Below are 20,176 nucleotides of genomic sequence, written 5' to 3' on the forward strand. Positions count from 1 at the left end.
GAAAAAAATCGATGAAAGACCGTATTCTGTTCCTTTTGAAATACTTCATATCATGGCTTTGTGCCTTTGTTATTGCAAGACTTGTTTTCCTGATCTACCAGTATGGCCAGTCATTTGACCTTTCTGCCCGAACATGGCTAAAAATCTTCAGTCACGGGTTTAAACTCGATCTTTCAATGACAGGCTATATCACACTCTTCCCTGCCCTGGTACTGCTTGTCACTTCCTTTTTCAGGAATAAACCTGCATGCATTATCATCAATGCATATACCTTTATAGTCATTCTGGTATTCCTGCTGATAACGCTGGTTGACCTTGAGGCCTATAAATACTGGGGAACCAGGCTCGACAGCGCCCCTCTCCGTTTTCTGAACAAGCCCAAAGAAGTGCTGGCGTCTTCAAGCATTCTTACTCTGATAGCCTATTTTACCGCATTCATAGCTTTTACAGTCCTCATTTTCATTTTTTACAGGAAATACATATCTTCATCACTTGCCAATAGCACAAAGGCAGGTATGAAAGCCTTCATCCCACTGGTGTTTATAGTCGGATTACTGATTATACCCATTCGGGGGGGACTGGGAGTTTCGCCGGTTAACACGGGGAGTGTTTATTTCAGCAGCAATTCCTTTGCTAACCATGCTGCAGTGAATGTAATGTGGAACTTTGGCCAATCGGTTGTTGAGAATAAGGAAACCCGTAATCCCTATGTCTTTCATAAAGAAAAAAACTATGAATCGGTGTTGCTTGATTTATACAGAAGCGGAACTCCGGATAGCATTCTAAAGATTAAACGTCCGAACATCATCCTTCTGATTCTTGAGTCATTTTCAGCCAAGCTCATTGAACCGTTGGGCGGCACTCCGAACATTACGCCTAAGTTCAATGAAATGTCAAAGCATGGTGTGCTTTTTAGCCAGCTCTATTCAACCGATTCGAGGACAGATAAGGGTGTTGCCACTGTTATTAGCGGTTACCCGGTTCTCGAGGCAATTCCTATAATGAAATACTCTGAAAAAACGCAAAATCTTGCATTCCTTTCAAAAGCACTCATTGATGCAGGATACCATACTAGCTTTCTATACGGTGGTGATGTAGACTTTGCCAATATGCGGTCGTACTTTGTGAACGGCGGATTCCAGAAGATTACCTCGGAAAGTGATTTCCCTGCATCCGTAAGGACCGGTAAATGGGGAGTTCCGGATCATTATGTATACAACCGGTTTCTTGAGGATATCAAAGCCGATACTGGCACCTGGTTTAAAGTTATGCTTACCCTCAGCAATCATGAACCCTTTGAAATACCAGGAAAACCTAAATTCGGCGACAAGACTCTTACAGAAAAATTTTACAGCTCGGCATTTTATGCTGACAGCTGCCTGGGCGATTTTATCCGCCGGTTCAGGGAATCGGGCCAATGGGACAACACGCTGATCATAATGGTAGCTGATCATGGCACACGTCTGCCCGAATTTGACGAAGTATTTGAGCCGCGGAAGCACCATATTCCCCTGCTTTTTACCGGAGGTGCAGTTGCCACGGATACGGTTGTTTCAAAAATCGGTTCGCAGGCCAACATTGCGTATACCCTGCTGCATCAACTGGGACTGCCGGCAGAAAATTTTTTGCTGGGGAAGGACTTGCTGTCACCCGAATCGAAATCCTTTGCTTTCTACTCTATAAAAAACGGTATAGCCATGATCACTGACAGCAGTGGTTTTGGTTATGATTTTGTTGAACATGGATTAAATTATTCCTATGGGAATATCGACTCAAGTCTTATTGATATTGCCAAAACAATGCAACAATATGTTTTTGATAATTACCTGAATCTTTCACAAAAAAGATGATCAGTTAAAATATTGCATACTGTAAAACCTGGAGTACTCACCTTTCAATGCCAGCAACTGTTCATGTGTACCTCGTTCCACAATGATTCCCTTATTGAGAACAAAAATTTCATCGGCATGAATTATTGTTGAAAGCCTGTGAGCTATGACAATGGATGTGCGGTTTTCCATCAGTTTAAGCAGCGCATCCTGGACCAGCTTTTCCGATTCGGTATCGAGTGCCGATGTGGCCTCATCGAGGATGAGAATCGGCGGATTTTTCAATACAGCCCTGGCAATGCTTATACGTTGTCTCTGTCCGCCGGAAAGCTTACTTCCCCTGTCGCCCACCACACTGTAATACCCGTTCTCGGTTTTTGTTATAAATTCATGTGCATGAGCAACTCTTGCCGCGGCAATTACCTGCTCCTCAGTTGCCTGGTCAACGCCAAAAGTTATATTGTTGAAAAATGTATCATTGAAGAGGATGGGATCCTGGTTCACAATACCCATCAGGTAACGCAAATCGGTGATTTTTAAGTCGCGAACATCATGTCCGTCAATAAGAATACTTCCTTTAATCACATCGTAAAATCGGGGCAGGAGATCTACAAGGGTTGATTTTCCCGAACCGGAATGGCCTACAAGGGCAATTGTCCTTCCTTTCTTAAGAGTGAGATTGATATCCTTCAGCACATAATCGGTGCGGTATTTGAAAGAAACATCCCGATACTCGATCGAGTCGGTAAAACCATGAACAGCCAGTGCATTTGGGGTTTCAACGATATTGTTTTCAACTTCAAGTACCCTGTTGATTCTTTCCATGGAAGCAAGACCTTTCTGAATACTGTAATATTCCTGTGAAAACGCCTTTATTGGATTGATCACACTGTAAAAAACAGCCAGGTATACGATGAATTTATCCGGTGATAGCGAACTGGTTGAATTGAGGATCAGATGGCCCCCGTACCACATAACAATAACAATGATCAGGGTACCGAGAAATTCGCTAAGCGGATGGGCCAGGTATCTTCTTTTCAGAAGGCGGCTCATGATCTTCCGGTAATCCTCATTTTCTTTCTGAAAACGGTTGTAAACCTTTTTTTCTGCATTAAAGCCCTTTATGATTCTGAGTCCTGAAAGAGTCTCCTCGATTGTGCTCAGCAACTCTCCCATCTTGTTTTGCCCTTTCAGCGAGCTTTTCTTAAGAGACTTCCCGATGCGCCCGATTAGGCTGCCTGTCACAGGGAACAGAATAAGCACAAAAATCGTGAGTTGCCAGCTCATGATAACCATCGTTATCAATGAGATGATAATGATCGGCGGATTTTTAAAGAACATATCAAGCGAGCTCATAATGGATGCTTCCACTTCTGAAACATCACCGGTGATGCGGGCTATGATATCACCTTTCTTTTCTTCGGTAAAAAAGCCTATGGGCAGGCTTACTGTTTTTTTGTATATCCTGTCACGCATATCCCGGATTACCGAAGTGCGGAGCGTTACAATGGAATAGCTGGCGAAATACGAAAAACTCACTTTCAGCAGAACCATGAAAACAAGGAAAAGGCCGATCAGCACAAGAGCCGTATCTCCGCCCCTCATTTCACTTACATTCGTTATGTAGGCATACACGTTGTGCTGCAAGGCTTTACCGAGTTCTCCGAAACTATGTATACCTGAGGTGAGGCTTACATAGCCGTATACTTTTGCCTCAAGACCAAACAGGATCTGAAGGACCGGCCGCATGCTGATGAGGGAAAACACGCCAAAAACGGCGCTCAGAAAATTAAAAAGGAAGTTCAGCCAGAGATACTTTTTATAGGGAGGAATATAATCTTTTAATAATTTGAAAAATTGTTTCATTATAAATTTATAATCTTTGTCGCAAAGATTGCTTTTTTTCATATCATTCTGGTCAAACAATGGAATTAAAATATCAGGCGGTTTTCTCTGCACTTCATGATGCATATACGGTATATCATTTTTATCATGTTTAATTCTGACAAATTATTATTTGATTTACATGGAGTTAAAAGTTCTTATTATAAGCAATATTAAGGATAGTGCTTACTCAAAACCGGATATTGAACTGATTTACGGCCTGAAAAATCAGGGGATAACCCCGGATGTGTTGATCCCAGCGGATTCACCGTATGTGGATATTTTCAGGCATTCCGGAATCAGAGTAATTCCTGGCTTTTCGCGTAATAAATTCAGTTTGCGGTCTATTCTTCAAATTAGAAATGAAATAAAAAAAGAAAAATACAAGATTGTACACCTGTTCAATACAAGGGCTATTATCAATGGTTCTTTTGCCGCAATCGGACTTCCTGTTAAAGTGATTGCCTATCGTGGAGCAGCCGGGATATACTGGTATGATCCTACTTCATGGTGGGCACATCTTAATCCCCGTATTGACTGGATTATTTGCAATTCGGAATATGTCCGGCAACATATGCAGAAACAACTTCTATTCAGGCCAAAAAAGGCAGTAATGATTTATAAAGGCATGAACGTAAGCTCTTTTAGCAGCGTTAAACCTTTCTCAAGGAAAGATCTTGGGATAGCCGATCATTCATTAATAGTAGGTTGTGTTGCCAATATGAGAAAGATAAAAGGGCTGCAATATTTACTGGAGTCCTCTTACTACCTGGATCCTGAATTACCTGTGCATTTTCTTCTGATTGGTTCGGGAATTGATTCGGCCGCAAATCTGGAAATTATCAAATCGAGTCCTTTTAAACAAAATATACATCTTCTTGGATTCCGGAAGGATGTTTATGAATTAATAGCTGCCTGTGATATCTATGTACAACCATCATTAAGTGAAAGTTTATGCAGAAGCGTTATGGAAGCCATGTGCCTTGGTGTACCCTGTGTGGTTTCTGATGCAGGAGGACTTGTTGAACTTATCGAAGATAACAAATCGGGCCTGGTTGTAAAAAAAGGAAATGCGCGTGGCATAACAACTGCTGTTGAGAGTCTAGTTCATAACGCCGATCTGAGAAAAAGATTTGCTGATGAAGCATTAAAACGAATGCAAAATATCTTCTCCGTACAGAACATGGTATTAAATACTGTACAATTTTATAAATCAATTGTCACTAAACTATGAAATGGAAAGTCTCATCTGTACATGGTAACAGTTTGATGATTTTATGCGGATTTATTGGTTTCTCGATCATCATGCGGTTTTTTTCCTTTTTTCCTTCTATAATAAGTCATGATGAAGGCACCTTTTTAGTCATAGCCAGGGAATTGTTCAAAGGGAAAATTTATTTTGTTGATCTGATCGATACCAAACCGATTGGTATTTTTCTGTTACTGGGTTTGTTCATCAAATACATCAGTTCGTCCATAATAATGATCAGGTTATTTACAGCCATCGTTATCGGCTTCACTTCGTATTTCATTTATAGAATCAGTTTTAGTTTTTATTCACAACAAAAGCCAGCCATAGCGGCTGGAGTCATATTCATTTTCTTTTTGTCAATATTTACCCACTTTGGTGTATTTATTAATCCCGAACTCTTCTACACTTTCCTTACGGCTGTTGGATTTTATACTTTTATTCATGCAAAAAGGACAGCTGATTTTCTCTTAATTGGTCTCCTGCTGGGTATAGGATTCATTCTAAAATACACGGTGATTTTCGATCTGACTGCGTGGCTGATTTATGTTTTTTTCGCAAGCCTTTTTAAGAAAGAAAAGAAATTGATTGCCTCGGCAGTTATAAACTGTGCAACTGCCTGCCTCGGGTTCCTGGTTCCTTTTTTGATTCTCATAATCTATTATTATGAAAAAGGGCATTTGAAGGAGTTATTATTCTACACCTTCACCGTTTCAGGCAATATACCGGTTAAGCAATCTTTGTTTAAAACAATACTGTATATATCGGATTTTCATTTGCGTTTTCTTCCCATTCTGTTTTTCTTCTATTATACCCTGTTCAAATTAAAAAGGAATGAGAGTAAATCGGAATTACCTAAAGAATTGATGATTACATGGTGCTTAATTGTAATGGTGGCTGTACTTCTGCCCGGGAAGCCGTTCGGACATTACTTCATTCAGCTAATGCTTCCTGTAAGTATCGTGGCAGGAGGATTTTTTATAAATGATCTTAGGAAACCGGTCTGGGTAAATCGAATAATCAATCATTCAATAGGCACTGTACTCTTAATGCTGCTTATTGCTGGTAATGTCGTGATGCAGAAACATGATTATTACGATAAAGAAGATATGCCAAAAGAGGTGGCAGTATATCTCAAACCGTTGTTAAAACCGGAGGATAGTATCTTTACAGGAAATTTTGAATCCGTTTTATATTATATTTTACAAAGAGATTGTCCTGTCAGGTATGTTCATCGTTCCCTTTTGTGTGATCCTGAACACCGCAAAGCCCTGCAAGTCAATATTGATTATGAAATGAAATCATTAATGCAAAAGGATATTGAATATATCATAATGAAAAATTCCTATTGCTATGAACCCGTTAATGTTTACTTAAAACAAGAATATACAATAATAAAAGTATTTCCGGATAGCTTATGTATTTATAAACGAAGCCTGTGAAAAAGGAAAAGGTGATTAGTTCTTTTCGGATAATTTCAGTTAGAACCCTGTATAACTAAACGGCGACAGATTTTTAAGCTCATTTTTCACTTCATTCGAAACTTTCAGAGTATCGATGAACTCATGCAAATCCTCACGGGCAAGTTGTTTATTGGTACGTGTAAGGCTCTTCAGTGCTTCGTATGGATTGGCATAGCCTTCACGGCGGAGAATGGTCTGCATGGCTTCAGAGATTACAATCCAGTTGGCCTCCAGGTCACGGTCAAGAGCCGGCTTGTTCAGAATTACCTTATCCAGTCCCCGCAGCAGTGATTTCAGCGCAATTACGGTATGGCCGAACGGCACTCCCACATTGCGTAAAACAGTCGAATCGGTAAGGTCGCGTTGGAGGCGTGATACCGGAAGCTTTGCCGAAAGGAATTCGAAAATGGCATTGGCCATACCGAGGTTCCCTTCTGAATTTTCGAAATCGATAGGATTTACTTTATGAGGCATAACCGAAGAGCCCACTTCCCCTTCCCTGATCTTCTGTTTGAAATATTCCATTGATATATACGTCCAGAAATCCCTGTCAAGGTCAATGAGTATGGTGTTGATCCGCTTCATGCAATCAAAAAGCGCGGCCATATTATCATAGTGTTCAATCTGTGTGGTGGTTTGCAACCTGCTTAATCCGAGTGTGTCATTTACAAAATGGTTGGCAAATTCGATCCAGTCGGTTGACGGGTAAGCTGCCTTATGGGCATTGAAATTGCCTGTGGCGCCCCCGAATTTTGCTGAAAACGGAATATTGAGCAGCTGGTTGGTTTGTGTCTCAAGCCTTTCAATGAAAACCTGGATTTCTTTCCCAAGCCTTGTCGGAGACGCCGGCTGACCATGAGTGCGGGCCAGCATGGGAACATCCTTCCATTCCCCGGCCATCTCCTTAAGTTTTGCAATCACTTTATGAAGAAGCGGCAGGTACACGTCATGCACAGCCAGCTTAACAGTAAGCGGAACGGCCGTGTTATTGATATCCTGTGATGTGAGGCCGAAATGAATAAATTCACGGTACTTTGAAAGTTTCATTTCATCAAAACGGCTTTTAAGGAAATATTCAACTGCTTTGACATCGTGATTGGTTGTTTTTTCGCTTTCTTTCACTTTTACGGCATCGGCCATCGAAAAAATCCGGTAAATGCCCCGGAGCAATTCATGATCAGTGGGCCTGAAGTCGCTTAGCTGGTTCAGAGGAATTTCACAAAGGGCAATAAAATATTCCACTTCAACCTGCACCCGGTATTTTATCAGTGCAAATTCGGAAAAATACTGGTCAAGGTCTGCTGTAAGGTTCCTGTATCTTCCGTCAACCGGCGAAACGGCGGTCAATGATGTTAATTCCATAAAGTTTATTTAAACACACGAAGATAAAGAATTTGTTTGAGGTTTGAGAAACTTGTATTTTTGTTGCATGTTACCTCGTTTTCATAAATCAGAACATATCTATGAACCCCGTTCCATTCATTAAAAAACTGACCCTGATTGTACCTGTTCTGCTGATCCTTACCTCGGCCGGACTTGACAATAACAGCAGTGCCGTAAAAAAGGGTAAAAAGCCTCTTGTTTATGTTTTTGAAATCAGGGATGAAATCGGAAAGCCATCCTGGCGTATTATGCAGGAAGCTTTTAAAGAAGCCGCTGAATTGAAGGCCGATTATATCCTGTTACATTTAAATACATACGGCGGACTCGTGAATATTGCCGATTCCATGAGGACAAGGATATTGAACTGTCCTGTTCCTGTAATGGCATTTGTGGATAACCAGGCCATTTCAGCCGGGGCACTGATATCAATAGCGTGTGACAGTATTTATATCCGCAGCGGAGGCAGCATAGGGGCGGCAACAGTAGTGGATCAGACAGGCGGGGCGCTGCCCGACAAATACCAGTCGTTCATGCGTTCCACAATGCGTTCAACGGCTGAAGCGCACGGTAAAGACACGATTGTGAACGGCAATGATACGATCATTAAATGGAGGCGTGATCCTGTAATTGCCGAAGCCATGGTAGATCCGCGCATAGTGGCCAAAGGAATTGATGATTCATCGAAAGTTCTCACCTTCACGGTTGAGGAAGCCATTGCAAACGGTTATTGCGAAGGCATGGCAAACAGTGTAGCGGAAGTCCTTGCCAAAGCAGGCCTTAAAGATGCTGAATTGGCTCAGTATAAGCCCACAGGCGTCGACAAACTGATTGGTTTCCTGTTAAGCACGATAGTCCAGGGCATCTTGATCATGATCATGATCGGCGGCATTTATTTTGAAATGCAGGCCCCCGGTATTGGATTTCCTCTGATAGCGGCATTGGGAGCAGCGTTACTTTATTTTGCCCCGCTTTATCTTGAAGGTTTGGCCGAACATTGGGAGATCCTTCTTTTTATAATTGGCATAGCGCTTGTGGTTCTTGAACTGTTCTTTATTCCGGGTTTCGGGGTGGCGGGCATTTCAGGCATCATACTGGTGATTGCGGGTCTGACTCTGAGTCTTGTTGATAATGTTTCCTTCAGGTTTGAAGGCGTTGCAGCACTTTCACAACTTGCCAGGGCGTTCTTCACCGTTGTGGTTTCGATGTTCTTTTCATTTGTGATCATGCTTCTGGGAACCCGCAAATTCGCCTTTTCAAAGCGGGTTTCAGGATTGGCACTGGGTACAGTGCAGGATCACCGTCAGGGTTATATAAGCATTGATACACGGCAGAAAGAAATGATCGGGAAGACAGGCACAGCTTTTACAATATTAAGGCCTTCAGGAAGAGTTGAAATTGAAGGTGAAATATATGATGCACGGGCAGATATCAGTTATATAGAAAAAGGAGAAAAAATAAGGGTGATCCGCGATGAAGCCGGTCAGCTGTATGTTGTAAAAGCCTAATACAAATTTCCATGAGTAGCAGTCGCAAAACGATCAGGTATATTATTTATATCATTCTTGTAATATTTATACTGGCCGGAATCCAGCTTGGCCGGATGTATAAACAAATTTACGGTCCCAACACCCTTACCCCACAGAAAAAGGATTACCTGCTGTACATTGCCACGGGTTCCACCTACGATGACGTCATCAATGAGCTTGAAAAACACAGGATCATTAAAGACCGAAAAACATTCGAATGGGCCGCCCGCAAAAAGAACTATGCAGAACACATCCATCCCGGATGTTATCGGATCCGTTATAATATGTCGAATAACGAGCTGATCAACATGCTGCGGTCAGGAAACCAGGAACCTGTAAAGCTGGTTATCAACATGGCACGGACTGTAGATGAACTTGCCGAAAAAATTGATGCACAAATTGAGCCCGGCAAGGATGAATTGTTGAACCTTATGCAGGATGATCAGTTTCTTAAGCAGTACGGTTTCAACAGTCGTACTATCATCGGAATGTTTATTCCGAACACCTATGAATTCTGGTGGAATACGGATGCTGAATCTTTTTTCAAGAGGATGAACAAGGAATACAGGAAGTTCTGGAATATGGAACGGACTGGCAGAGCCAGGGAAATCAAACTTACACCTAATGAGGTGATTACGCTGGCCTCCATCGTGATTAATGAAACCAATCACCAGGATGAGTACAGGAGGCTTGCAGGAGTATATATTAACAGGCTGGACCACGGAATGAGGCTTCAGGCAGATCCTACAGTAAAATTCGCACTTGGAAATTTTGAACGGCAGCGAATTTTAAAGAATGATACTTTTTTTGATTCGCCCTATAACACCTACTTGTATGACGGGCTTCCTCCGGGACCGATAGGCATTCCTACAATAAAGGCTATTGATTCGGTGCTGGATTATGAACGACATGATTACTTCTACTTTTGTGCTAAAGAGGACTTTTCAGGATATCACAATTTTGCCCGGACTCTTGATCAGCATAACAAAAATGCAAGGATATATCAGAAGGCGTTGAACCAGCGAAAAATTTTTAAATAGTGAATAAAATAAATTTTCCGGTAGCAAAAATCGCCGTATATTCATAAAACCTAATATCCGTTGAACAAAGAACCCTTATGGACAAGATCAAGTTTGGAACCGATGGCTGGAGAGGTATAATCGCAAAGGATTTTACCATCGACAATGTGGCAAAAATTTCACTCGCCACCGCGCTCTGGTTGACCCGCAAATTTAAAAATCCAATTGCTGTAGTCGGGTATGATTGTCGTTTCGGTGGTGAGATGTTTATGGAAGCGGTGGCAAAAATCCTGGCTTCAAAAGGAATCAGGGTTTATGTTTCCGAGAGGTTTGTTACCACCCCCATGGTATCGCTGGGAGTAAGCAGACTGAAAGCACAGTGCGGCATAATAATAACAGCCAGTCATAACAGCTCGGAGTTTAACGGGTACAAGCTAAGGGGCGATCATGGAGGACCGATGTTTGAGAAAGATCTTAAGGACATCGAAAACCTCATCACCTCGGAGGTGGAGATTGACCTTGAATTACTGAACTGGAATTACCTTCTGGAACAGGGTTATATTAATTATATTGACCTGGAAAGCGTTTATGTTAAAGATATCCTTGATTCCTTCGATGTACAGGCGATGAAGGAATCAGGTCTGAACTTTGCTTTTGATTCTATGTTTGGAAGCAGCCAGAATTTCATCCATAAAATACTGCCCGAGGCTGTCAATATTCACGCTGAAGTAAATCCGTATTTCAAAGGCGTAAAGCCGGAACCACTGAGAAAAAACCTGCATGAACTTATCGAACTCGTATGGAGCAGGAAGAACATTGATTCAAGCATTGCAGTTGACGGCGACGGCGACCGGATTGCCATGCTCGACAAAGAGGCAGGGTATTACGATGCAAACCAGATTGCCCTGATGCTCATTCATTACCTGGCTGGGTATAAACAGATGAAAGGCAAAATCCTCGTAAGCTTTTCGACTACAAATAAAATTGAGAAAATCGCCGCCCATTATGGCCTTGAAGTGGTCAGAACGCATGTAGGTTTTAAGGAGTCATCACGGATCATGACCGAAGACCAGATACTGATTGCAGCTGAAGAATCGGGAGGTATTTCGATAGGTGACAATATTCCGGAAAGGGATGCGATAAGGGCAGGCTTAACCATATGGCAGTGGCTTGTAGAGAGCAAAAAGTCACTGAAAGAATTATACAATGAAGTGCTGAGCATTACGGGACCATTTGCTTATGAGCGGGCGAATATCGAGTTAAACAGGAACAGCAGGAACAAGATCATTGAAAAATGCAGCAATGGTACCTTTGATCATTTCGGCCGCTTTGGTGTGGAACGGTTTGAAGTTTTTGACGGTTTTAAGTTTTTCTTTTCCGACAATGAATGGCTGATGATCCGCTCATCCGGCACAGAACCCGTCATAAGGCTTTACTCTGAAGCCGAAAACGAAGAAACCGCCCAGGAGATTATTTTTTCAGGGATGAAGGCGGTGATGGAGTAGGCTGGTAGGCAGAGCCCCGTCATTGCGAGGAGCGTACATTTATAGTGATTATAGCAAAGATTTATTGCGACGAAGCAATCTGCCGGCACAGGCAGGGCGATGCCATGAGATACTGTCAGCAAATCTTCATAATCGTAAATCTGTATTTAGTTTTCGGTGTTATAGGATCGGCGTATCCCTTTGCAACGCCATTCCTGTGCTGGCAGATTGCTTCGTCGACATTTAATTCTGCAATAATCAATGATTTACCCAGCTCCTCGCAATGACGGACTATTGCTAAAACGTCCCGTACAACGCGTGCTCCTGCGTGTTGCAATAGATTGAGGAATAAAAGAAAAAGCCCGGACGGTTGGTGTTGATTTTGCGCTGCAGATGAAGGATCGGATGACCGATTGGCACATTCAGGTAATTTGCAGTAAGATTATCCGCGTGAATGGCCCTGATGCGCTGTTCTCCGCTCTTCACTTCAACCTGGTAGGCTTTTCTGAGAATGTCGAAAAGCGACTGGTCCTCGAATTTGCGGTTGCAAAAGCGCGGCAGGTTAATATTGGGCAAAAAATTAAGATCGTAAAAAACAGGGACATCATTGACAAGCCTCAGCCTTTCGATATAAATGCATCCTGATTCCCTGAAATGATCCGGAAGCTGAAAAAAGAAATCGTCAGGCCATCGGGTTACCAGTGGTTTCGAAAGGATCCGTGTCCTGAGATTATGCCTTCCCAAAGCGGAAGTTGTTCCTGAAATCGAAAGAATGCCGATGCCATTCTGGGGACCCACCACAATACTGCCCTTTCCCCTGTGCTTCCTTATCATGCCGTCGTTCAGCAGCGCATCGAGTGCATGCCGGACTGTCGGCCTTGTTATGCCGTACTGGATACAAAGCTGGTTCTCGGATGGCAGTATATCGCCTGCTTTAAAAACGCCCTGGGTGATTTGCCTCCGGAGCTGTTCATATAATGAACGGTACAGGGGTAAAGTTGTATTCATAAAACTAATTACTTGTAAATACAAGTTAAAATACTATATTTGTACTAGCTAACATTTACGGTATTTTTTACGTAGTAAAGATATAAATAATTATAACTTATATTTACAAGTTACAATAAAATTTCAGGAAATCCGGCCTTTTTATATTTCAATACCCGGCAACCTGTAAACAAAATTTTTCAAACTTATGGCTGCTACCATCATAATGCCGCGACAGGGTCAATCCGTTGAGACCTGTATCATCACACAGTGGTTGAAAAGAAAAGGTGATCCGGTTAAAGCAGGTGACATCCTGTTTTCCTATGAAACCGATAAGGCTTCATTTGATGTGGAAGCCCCAGAATCAGGTGTTCTGCTTGATATATTCTTCGACGATGGCGCTGAAGTGCCTGTACTCTCGGTCGTGGCTGTAATAGGAAATCCGGAGGATGAAAGACCTGTCAGCGTCGCAGACCTGTCCGCGTCCCCGGAAAGTCACCCTGAGCGAAGTCGAAGGGTATTTGATACCGAAAATGCTTCGACTCCTGCTTCAACTCTGCTCAGCATGACTTCAGGTACTGACCCCTGCGCAGGTCTCCGCATTTCACCTCGGGCCCGGAATATGGCGCAAAAGCTTGGCATTGATATAAACTCGGTTACAGGAACCGGCCCCAATGGCAGGATCATTGCCCGCGATATTGAAGCAGCCTCATCGCAAACTAAAATGACTGTTTCAGATCGTCCTTCACAGGAATATTCTGATACCGCCCTGTCGAATGTAAGGAAGATCATCGCACGCACCATGCATGATTCGATCAGTAATTCCGCCCAGCTTACTCATCATATGTCGGCTGATGTCCGCAACATCCTCGCCCTCAGGAACCGCTTTAAACAGGAAGGCGATAAAAGTCCCAATGCCTCCATTACAATAAACGATATGGTATGCTTTGCCGTGATCAGGGCATTGAATGAACATCCTGCCATAAACGCGCATTTCATGGGCGACAAAATAAGGTATTTCAACCGGATACACCTTGGACTTGCAGTGGATACACCACGCGGACTAATGGTTCCGGCTCTGCAGGATGCCGGAAACTTATCTTTGGCTGATTTGTCAAAAGCCCTGCGTGATATGGCCACACTTTGCCGGAAAGGCAGCATAAACCCTGAATTGTTATCGGGCTCAGCGGCATCCTTCACGGTTTCTAACCTCGGTAATTATGGAGTCGAAATGTTTACCCCTATTATTAATCCTCCACAGGTAGCCATTCTTGGCGTGAATACAATCATTCACCGGCCGGCCGACCTCGGCAACGGCGTTTTCGGATTCATCCCGGTTATCGGGTTATCGCTCACATACGACCACCGTGCCATTGACGGAGGCCCTGCCACGCTCTTCCTGAAAGAAATCAAAGACCAGATTGAAAATTTCAAAGAATTTTAAAGTATAATCCTATGCCAAGATCACAATTCATAAGTCCCGCCGATATCCGCAAAAAAGGCACTTTATCCTTCGGCACCATCCCTGTTAATCAATACAGCAAGACCCTGGCCGAGGAAAGCAAAAATTACTCGGGAAACGACCTTGTACGCATTTACAGGGATATGGTCATCATCCGGGAATTTGAGAATATGATTAACGATATCAAGGTTAAAAATGAATACAGGGGAATTGCCTATAATCATCCGGGGCCGGCGCACCTGTCGATGGGACAGGAGGCATCTGCGGTTGGAATGGCCTACACGTTAACGGTGGATGACATGATCTTCGGCTCGCACCGCAGTCACGGGGAAATCCTTGCCAAAGGTCTTTCCGCCATACATCAGCTTGATGAGAATGTGTTGTATGACATCATGCAGTCATACTTCAATGGTAAAATCCTGGCTGTTGTTGAAAAAGGCTTTCACGGCGATATCCGGGAACTTGCAGTGAAATTTCTGCTTTATGGAACGCTGGCTGAAATTTTCGCAAGGGAAAACGGGTTCAATAAAGGATTGGGAGGATCAATGCACGCCTTCTTTACCCCTTTCGGCGTTTATCCCAATAACGCCATAGTGGGTGGCTCAGGTGATATTTCAGTGGGCGCCGCACTTTTTAAAAAAATAAACAGGAAGAAAGGCATTGTGGTTTGCAACATCGGCGATGCATCAATGGCCTGCGGCCCGGTATGGGAAGGCATTTCATTTGCCACAATGGACCAGTACACGCAGTTATGGGAAGACTCCTGCAAAGGTGGGCTTCCGATAATCTTTAACTGTATGAACAACCAGTATGGCATGGGCGGACAAACATGCGGCGAAACCATGGGATATGGGATAGCAGCAAGAATTGGGGCCGGCGTAAACCCCGACATGATGCATGCCGAACGGGTGGATGGCTTCAATCCGCTTGCAGTGATTGACGCATTCAGGCGAAAACGCAAAATTATCGAAGAGAAAAAGGGACCTGTTTTGCTCGATACGCTCACTTACCGCTTCAGCGGTCATTCACCCTCTGATGCCTCATCCTACAGAAGTAAGGAAGAAGTGGAAGCCTGGCAGCAGGTGGATTCAATCATAACCTATGCCCGCGACCTTGAGCTAGCCGGTATTGCGGACGTTGCTAAACTCAATGAAATCAAATCAGATATTATTTCGACCATCGAGGACATTCTGAAAATGACTATCGATGATTCGGTATCACCGAGGATAAATCTTGTGACTGATCCGGATGCCATCGGAAATATGATGTTTTCTAATGGTTCGATCGATGCCATTGAAAGCGGACAGCCTGAGACCCTCATGCCTCTTGAAGAAAATCCAAGGGTAAAAAGCATTAAAACTAAAGAGAGGTTTTACCTGGATAAATCCGGCAAACCGGTTTCCAAAGTAAAGCAGTACCAGCTTCGCGACGGCATATTTGAAGCCATAATCGACAGGTTTTATAAGGATCCCACCCTTGTGGCTTATGGTGAGGAGAACCGCGACTGGGGAGGAGCTTTTGCTGTATACAGGGGACTCACCGAAGCGCTTCCCTATCACAGGCTTTTCAATTCCCCCATTGCAGAAGGAGCCATTGTTGGAACCGCCATCGGTTATGGCATGGCTGGAGGCCGGGTAATTGCTGAAATCATGTATTGCGATTTCATCGGACGCTGCGGTGATGAACTTTTCAACCAGCTTCCGAAATGGCAATCGATGAGCGGCAACCTCATTAAAATGCCTGTAGTGATAAGGGTTTCCATTGGTTCAAAATATGGTGCACAGCATTCGCAGGATTGGTCATCGCTTATCGCGCATGTTCCGGGAATCAAGGTTCTTTTCCCCGTAACTCCCTATGATGCAAAAGGTCTTATGAACAGCGCCCTGCAGGGAACCGATCCGGTTGTATTCTTTGAAAGTCAGCGGATTTATGATATCGGTGAACAGTTTCATGAAGGCGGCGTACCCGAAGGATATTATGAAATACCGGTTGGTGAGCCGGATGTAAAGAGAAAAGGCACGGATATCACAATCCTCACTATAGGTTCAACGCTTTATGTGGCCCTGAAAGCAGCTGAAGAACTGCAATCGAAATATGGCATGTCAGCTGAAATAATCGATGCCCGAAGCCTTGTTCCTTTCAATTATGAGCCTGTTCTTGAATCCGTTAAAAAAACAGGCCGGATTATACTGGCCAGCGATGCATGCGCCCGGGGCTCATTCCTTTGTGATATGGCCTCAAACATAACAGCCCTGGCTTTTGATTACCTCGATGCACCACCAGTAATAGTGGGTTCAAGAAACTGGATCACGCCCGCTTATGAAATGGAAGAATATTTCTTTCCCCAGCCTTACTGGATCATTGATGCCATCCATGAACGCATCATTCCCCTGAACGGCCACCGTGTAAAGACTGACTGGACATCAGAAACCCAGTTAAAAAGAAATCGTGCCGGAATTTAAACCTGACTGAAATGAACTGGCTTACCGAATTTCCCGACGAGAAGAAACTTCTCAGCAAATATCCGGAGATCCTTGTGACCGATGTAAATGCCCATTTGCATACACCCTATTCTTTCAGCGCTTTCAACTCAATTGAACAGATTTTTCAGATGGCCCTGAAGGAAGGGATTTCAGCAGCCGGCATAAATGATTTTTTTGTGACTGACGGCTATTCAGCATTTTATGAAGAAGCCCTGAAAACAGGTGTATTTCCGCTTTTCAATATAGAGTTTACAGGCTTGTTAAAAAAGCACCAGCAGCAAAACATCAGGATAAATGACCCTAACAATCCCGGCAGGTGCTATTTCTGCGGTAAAGGTCTTGATTATCCCTTTCAGCCTTATCCGACCGATATTGAAACAATCAACAGGGTTATTGAATTGAGCCGGGAACAGATCCGGTCTATGATTCATAAAGTAAACCTGTTGTTCTCAGAGGCAGGATCAGAAATTCAGTTTTCCTATGAGGGTATTCAGTCAAAATATGCTAAAAACCTGGTTCGCGAGCGGCATGTTGCCTGTGCAGTGAGAGAAGCCGTATATAACCTTTCGGATGATGATTCAGCCAGGAAAGAATTTCTTTTGAAAATATACGACGGAAAACCATCGGGGGCTGATCTTCATACTATTCCTGCCATTGAAAATGAAATCAGGTCCAATCTTTTGAAAGCCGGCGGCAAGGCATTTGTGGAAGAAGATGAGGCCACGTTTCCTGCCATTGATGAAATCATCAGGATTATCCGGAATGCAGGGGGAATACCCTGTTACCCGGTACTGCTTGATGATGTAAAAGGTAATTACACAGAATTTGAAAGCTCACCTGAGAGGCTCAGCAAAGAACTGCAATCGTGGGACGTCAATTGCATTGAACTCATTCCCGGCAGAAATGATGCGGCGGCACTTCAGAAATTTGTGCATTACTTTCACAATGCAGGTTTCATTGTACTTATGGGAACTGAGCACAATTCACCGGGATTGATACCTCTGATCTGTGATACCCGTGGCAAAATCCCTTTAACTGATGCCATGCGGACAATCGCCTATGAAGGGGCGTGTGTGGTTGCCGCGCACCAATACCGGCGTGCCAGACGTGAAAACGGGTTTCAGCACTCCGGCGATATCAGCTATTTTCTTAAGCTCGGCAATGCCGTCATCCTTCATCATATGAAAACTAAATCACAAAAACATGGATAACCCGGTTTCTGATCTTGTTGAAATAACACGGTTCTACGGCAGTGATAAAAGCTATGTAATTGCAGGAGGAGGTAATACTTCTTACAAGAACGACAGCCGTATATGGGTGAAATCAAGCGGAACCGCCATGAAGGATATCCGTGAAGCAAATTTCGTTGTACTTAACCGTGAACGGCTGCAGGTTATTTACAGTCGCCTCTACAGCCAGGACAGCTTTGCAAGGGAAGCCGAAGTTAAGGAGGACCTGCAGAAAGCCTGCGAACCCGGATCAACCGGGAGACCAAGTGTTGAAACCTCGCTGCACGAGCTTATCCGGTATCCCTTTGTAGTACATACCCATCCTTCAAAGGTCAACGGTGTTCTGTGTTCAGTCAAAGCAGAAGAAACCATAAAAAGGCTTTTTGGTGAAAATGCCCTTTATATTCCCTATACCGATCCCGGCTATATACTCTTCAACCTGGTGAAGGATAGGCTTATCCGGTGGAGGGAAAACCATGATGCCGATCCGAAAATGATCTTCCTTCAGAACCACGGTGTATTTGTGGCGGCTGATTCTACTGATGAAATCAGGGCCGTTTACAACCATATAGATGATACTATTACAAAGGAAATCAGACTCTTTCCCGATACAACCAGTGAGGAACTGCCTGCCGGGCTTGTAGAATTCATGCCGGCATTGCGTATGATATTTTCGGATGATTCCCTTAAAGTGGTTCGTATCCGGAACAACCGGCTTGCCCGGTATTTTACTTCATCACCGGAAAACTTCTCGAAAGTTTCGTTGCCGTTTATCCCCGACCAAATTGTCTACTGCAAAGCCCGCTCGGTGTATATTGACGCCGATGAACCGGCAGGCATAATCAGCCATTGCAGGGAGAAAATACTTCAATTCAGGGCCGAACACGGGTACATGCCCCGTATAGCCGGCATAAAGGGTTATGGAATAATTGCTTTCGATACCAATGTAAAATCGGTTGAAACGGAACAGGATGTATTTGAGGACTGGATGCAGGTAAGCTATTTAAGTGAGAATTTCGGAGGACCCCATTTCTTGTCAGACAGTGAAATAGCTTTCATCGATAACTGGGAAGTTGAAAACTACAGGCGAAAGGTAGCCGATGCGGCTGCTGGTCATGGCAGGATAAAAAACAAGATAGCCATTGTTACCGGTGGTGCGCAGGGTTTCGGTGAAGGTATTGTAAAAGGATTAATGAATGAAGGAGCCAATGTGGTGATTGCGGATCTTAACACGGAAAAAGGCAGAGAACTTGCTTCCGGACTGAATAAACCTGGTCAGCAGAATGAGTGCCTCTTTTGTGAAACAGATGTTACAAGTGAAGAATCTGTAAAAAACATGATTTCGACAACGGTTTTGTCTTTCGGGGGTGCGGATATTCTCATCAGTAATGCAGGGGTTCTCCGTGCAGGAGGACTCGAAGATATGACCCTTGAAACCTTTGAATTTATTACAAAAGTAAATTATACAGGATATTTCGTTTGTGCCAGGCATGTTTCGGCGATTATGAAACAGCAGGCAAGCCACAACAAGAGTTATTTCACCGATATCATCCAGATCAATTCCAAATCGGGACTGAAAGGCAGTAACCGCAATTTCGCCTATGCTGGCAGCAAGTTCGGAAGCATAGGACTCACCCAGTCGTTTGCTCTTGAACTGATGCCGTGGAATATAAAAGTGAATTCGGTTTGTCCCGGGAATTTTTTTGAAGGTCCGTTGTGGAGTGACCCTGAAAAAGGACTGTTTGTGCAGTACCTCAAAGCAGGAAAAGTACCGGGCGCCATTACAATCGATGAAGTGAAGACACATTACGAAAAGCAGGTTCCGGCCGGAAGGGGATGCCGGGTTGAAGATGTGATGAAAGCCATCCTTTACCTGATCGACCAGGAATACGAAACCGGCCAGGCCTTACCCGTCACCGGCGGCCAGGAGATGTTGAGATAGGTAAAACAGGCCGTCATTGGGAGTAAACAGGAACACTTGATAATATGACTATCAATTACACAGAGTTTCACAGAGGTATCACAGAGTTTCACAGAGTAAAAGAGTCTCTCTGTGGTCCTCTGTGACTTCTCAGTGGTTCTCTGTGCAATACTTACTAGCAATTCGCTAAACAAAGAGACATAAAATGAAAACAAAAGCAGTTCGGATATATGGGAAGAATGATCTAAGGTTGGAAG

Annotated in this window: 13 protein-coding genes; 10 read left to right on the top strand and 3 right to left on the bottom strand. The window is 43.6% G+C overall.

The features are described from left to right. The first annotated feature begins 11 nt into the window (after positions 1–11). On the top strand, positions 12–1,850 hold the full coding sequence (locus VK179_05140) for a sulfatase-like hydrolase/transferase (protein ID HLO58102.1): 1,839 nt from the start codon (positions 12–14) through the stop codon (positions 1,848–1,850). Here the strand turns inward: VK179_05140 and VK179_05145 are convergent, their stop codons facing one another. Beyond that, positions 1,851–3,695, bottom strand: a complete 1,845-nt coding sequence (locus VK179_05145; GenBank protein HLO58103.1) for an ABC transporter ATP-binding protein — start codon at positions 3,693–3,695, stop codon at positions 1,851–1,853. It lies immediately after the preceding gene. A 160-nt stretch (positions 3,696–3,855) separates the two neighbouring features. Between VK179_05145 and VK179_05150 the strand changes: the two genes are divergently transcribed. Both VK179_05150 and VK179_05155 read left to right on the top strand, forming a co-directional pair. Further along, positions 3,856–4,947 (top strand): glycosyltransferase family 4 protein, encoded by a 1,092-nt coding sequence (locus tag VK179_05150; GenBank protein ID HLO58104.1) that lies wholly within the window; start codon positions 3,856–3,858, stop codon positions 4,945–4,947. After that, positions 4,944–6,404, top strand: a complete 1,461-nt coding sequence (locus tag VK179_05155; GenBank protein HLO58105.1) for a glycosyltransferase family 39 protein — start codon at positions 4,944–4,946, stop codon at positions 6,402–6,404. Before VK179_05150 ends, VK179_05155 begins: the two co-directional genes overlap by 4 nt. Positions 6,405–6,443: 39 nt before the next feature. Here the strand turns inward: VK179_05155 and purB are convergent, their stop codons facing one another. Beyond that, complete coding sequence (gene purB, locus VK179_05160; protein HLO58106.1) at positions 6,444–7,787, bottom strand: adenylosuccinate lyase; 1,344 nt, start codon at positions 7,785–7,787, stop codon at positions 6,444–6,446. A 101-nt stretch (positions 7,788–7,888) separates the two neighbouring features. On the opposite strand from purB, the gene VK179_05165 reads away from it, so the two are divergent. The 3 genes from VK179_05165 to VK179_05175 all read left to right on the top strand — a co-directional run bounded on the left by VK179_05165 (position 7,889) and on the right by VK179_05175 (position 11,858). Further along, a complete protein-coding gene (locus VK179_05165) occupies positions 7,889–9,313 on the top strand; it encodes an NfeD family protein (protein ID HLO58107.1) in 1,425 nt (474 codons plus the stop codon). An 11-nt stretch (positions 9,314–9,324) separates the two neighbouring features. Beyond that, a complete protein-coding gene (mltG, locus tag VK179_05170) occupies positions 9,325–10,374 on the top strand; it encodes an endolytic transglycosylase MltG (GenBank protein ID HLO58108.1) in 1,050 nt (349 codons plus the stop codon). A 77-nt stretch (positions 10,375–10,451) separates the two neighbouring features. Beyond that, a complete protein-coding gene (locus VK179_05175; GenBank protein ID HLO58109.1) occupies positions 10,452–11,858 on the top strand; it encodes a hypothetical protein in 1,407 nt (468 codons plus the stop codon). 276 nt (positions 11,859–12,134) lie between these two features. On the opposite strand, the gene VK179_05180 is transcribed toward VK179_05175, so the two are convergent. Then, entirely contained in the window at positions 12,135–12,845 is a 711-nt protein-coding gene (locus tag VK179_05180; GenBank protein HLO58110.1) for a GntR family transcriptional regulator, read from the bottom strand. A 187-nt stretch (positions 12,846–13,032) separates the two neighbouring features. Here VK179_05180 and VK179_05185 point away from each other — a divergent pair, with 187 nt between their 5' ends. From VK179_05185 to VK179_05200, 4 genes are read left to right on the top strand one after another with little or no spacing between them, the layout of a single operon-like run. After that, positions 13,033–14,268: a dihydrolipoamide acetyltransferase family protein gene (locus VK179_05185; GenBank protein ID HLO58111.1), complete on the top strand. Its 1,236-nt coding sequence runs from the start codon at positions 13,033–13,035 to the stop codon at positions 14,266–14,268. Between the two features lie 11 nt (positions 14,269–14,279). Next, complete coding sequence (locus VK179_05190) at positions 14,280–16,748, top strand: thiamine pyrophosphate-dependent enzyme (protein ID HLO58112.1); 2,469 nt, start codon at positions 14,280–14,282, stop codon at positions 16,746–16,748. 11 nt (positions 16,749–16,759) lie between these two features. Beyond that, positions 16,760–17,980, top strand: coding sequence for a PHP domain-containing protein (locus tag VK179_05195; protein HLO58113.1), 1,221 nt, complete (start codon positions 16,760–16,762; stop codon positions 17,978–17,980). Beyond that, on the top strand, positions 17,973–19,940 hold the full coding sequence (locus VK179_05200) for an SDR family NAD(P)-dependent oxidoreductase (protein HLO58114.1): 1,968 nt from the start codon (positions 17,973–17,975) through the stop codon (positions 19,938–19,940). Before VK179_05195 ends, VK179_05200 begins: the two co-directional genes overlap by 8 nt. The last annotated feature ends 236 nt before the right edge of the window (positions 19,941–20,176 follow it).

It is taken from the genome of Bacteroidales bacterium, assembly GCA_035299085.1.
Taxonomy (GTDB): Bacteria; Bacteroidota; Bacteroidia; order Bacteroidales; family UBA10428; genus UBA5072.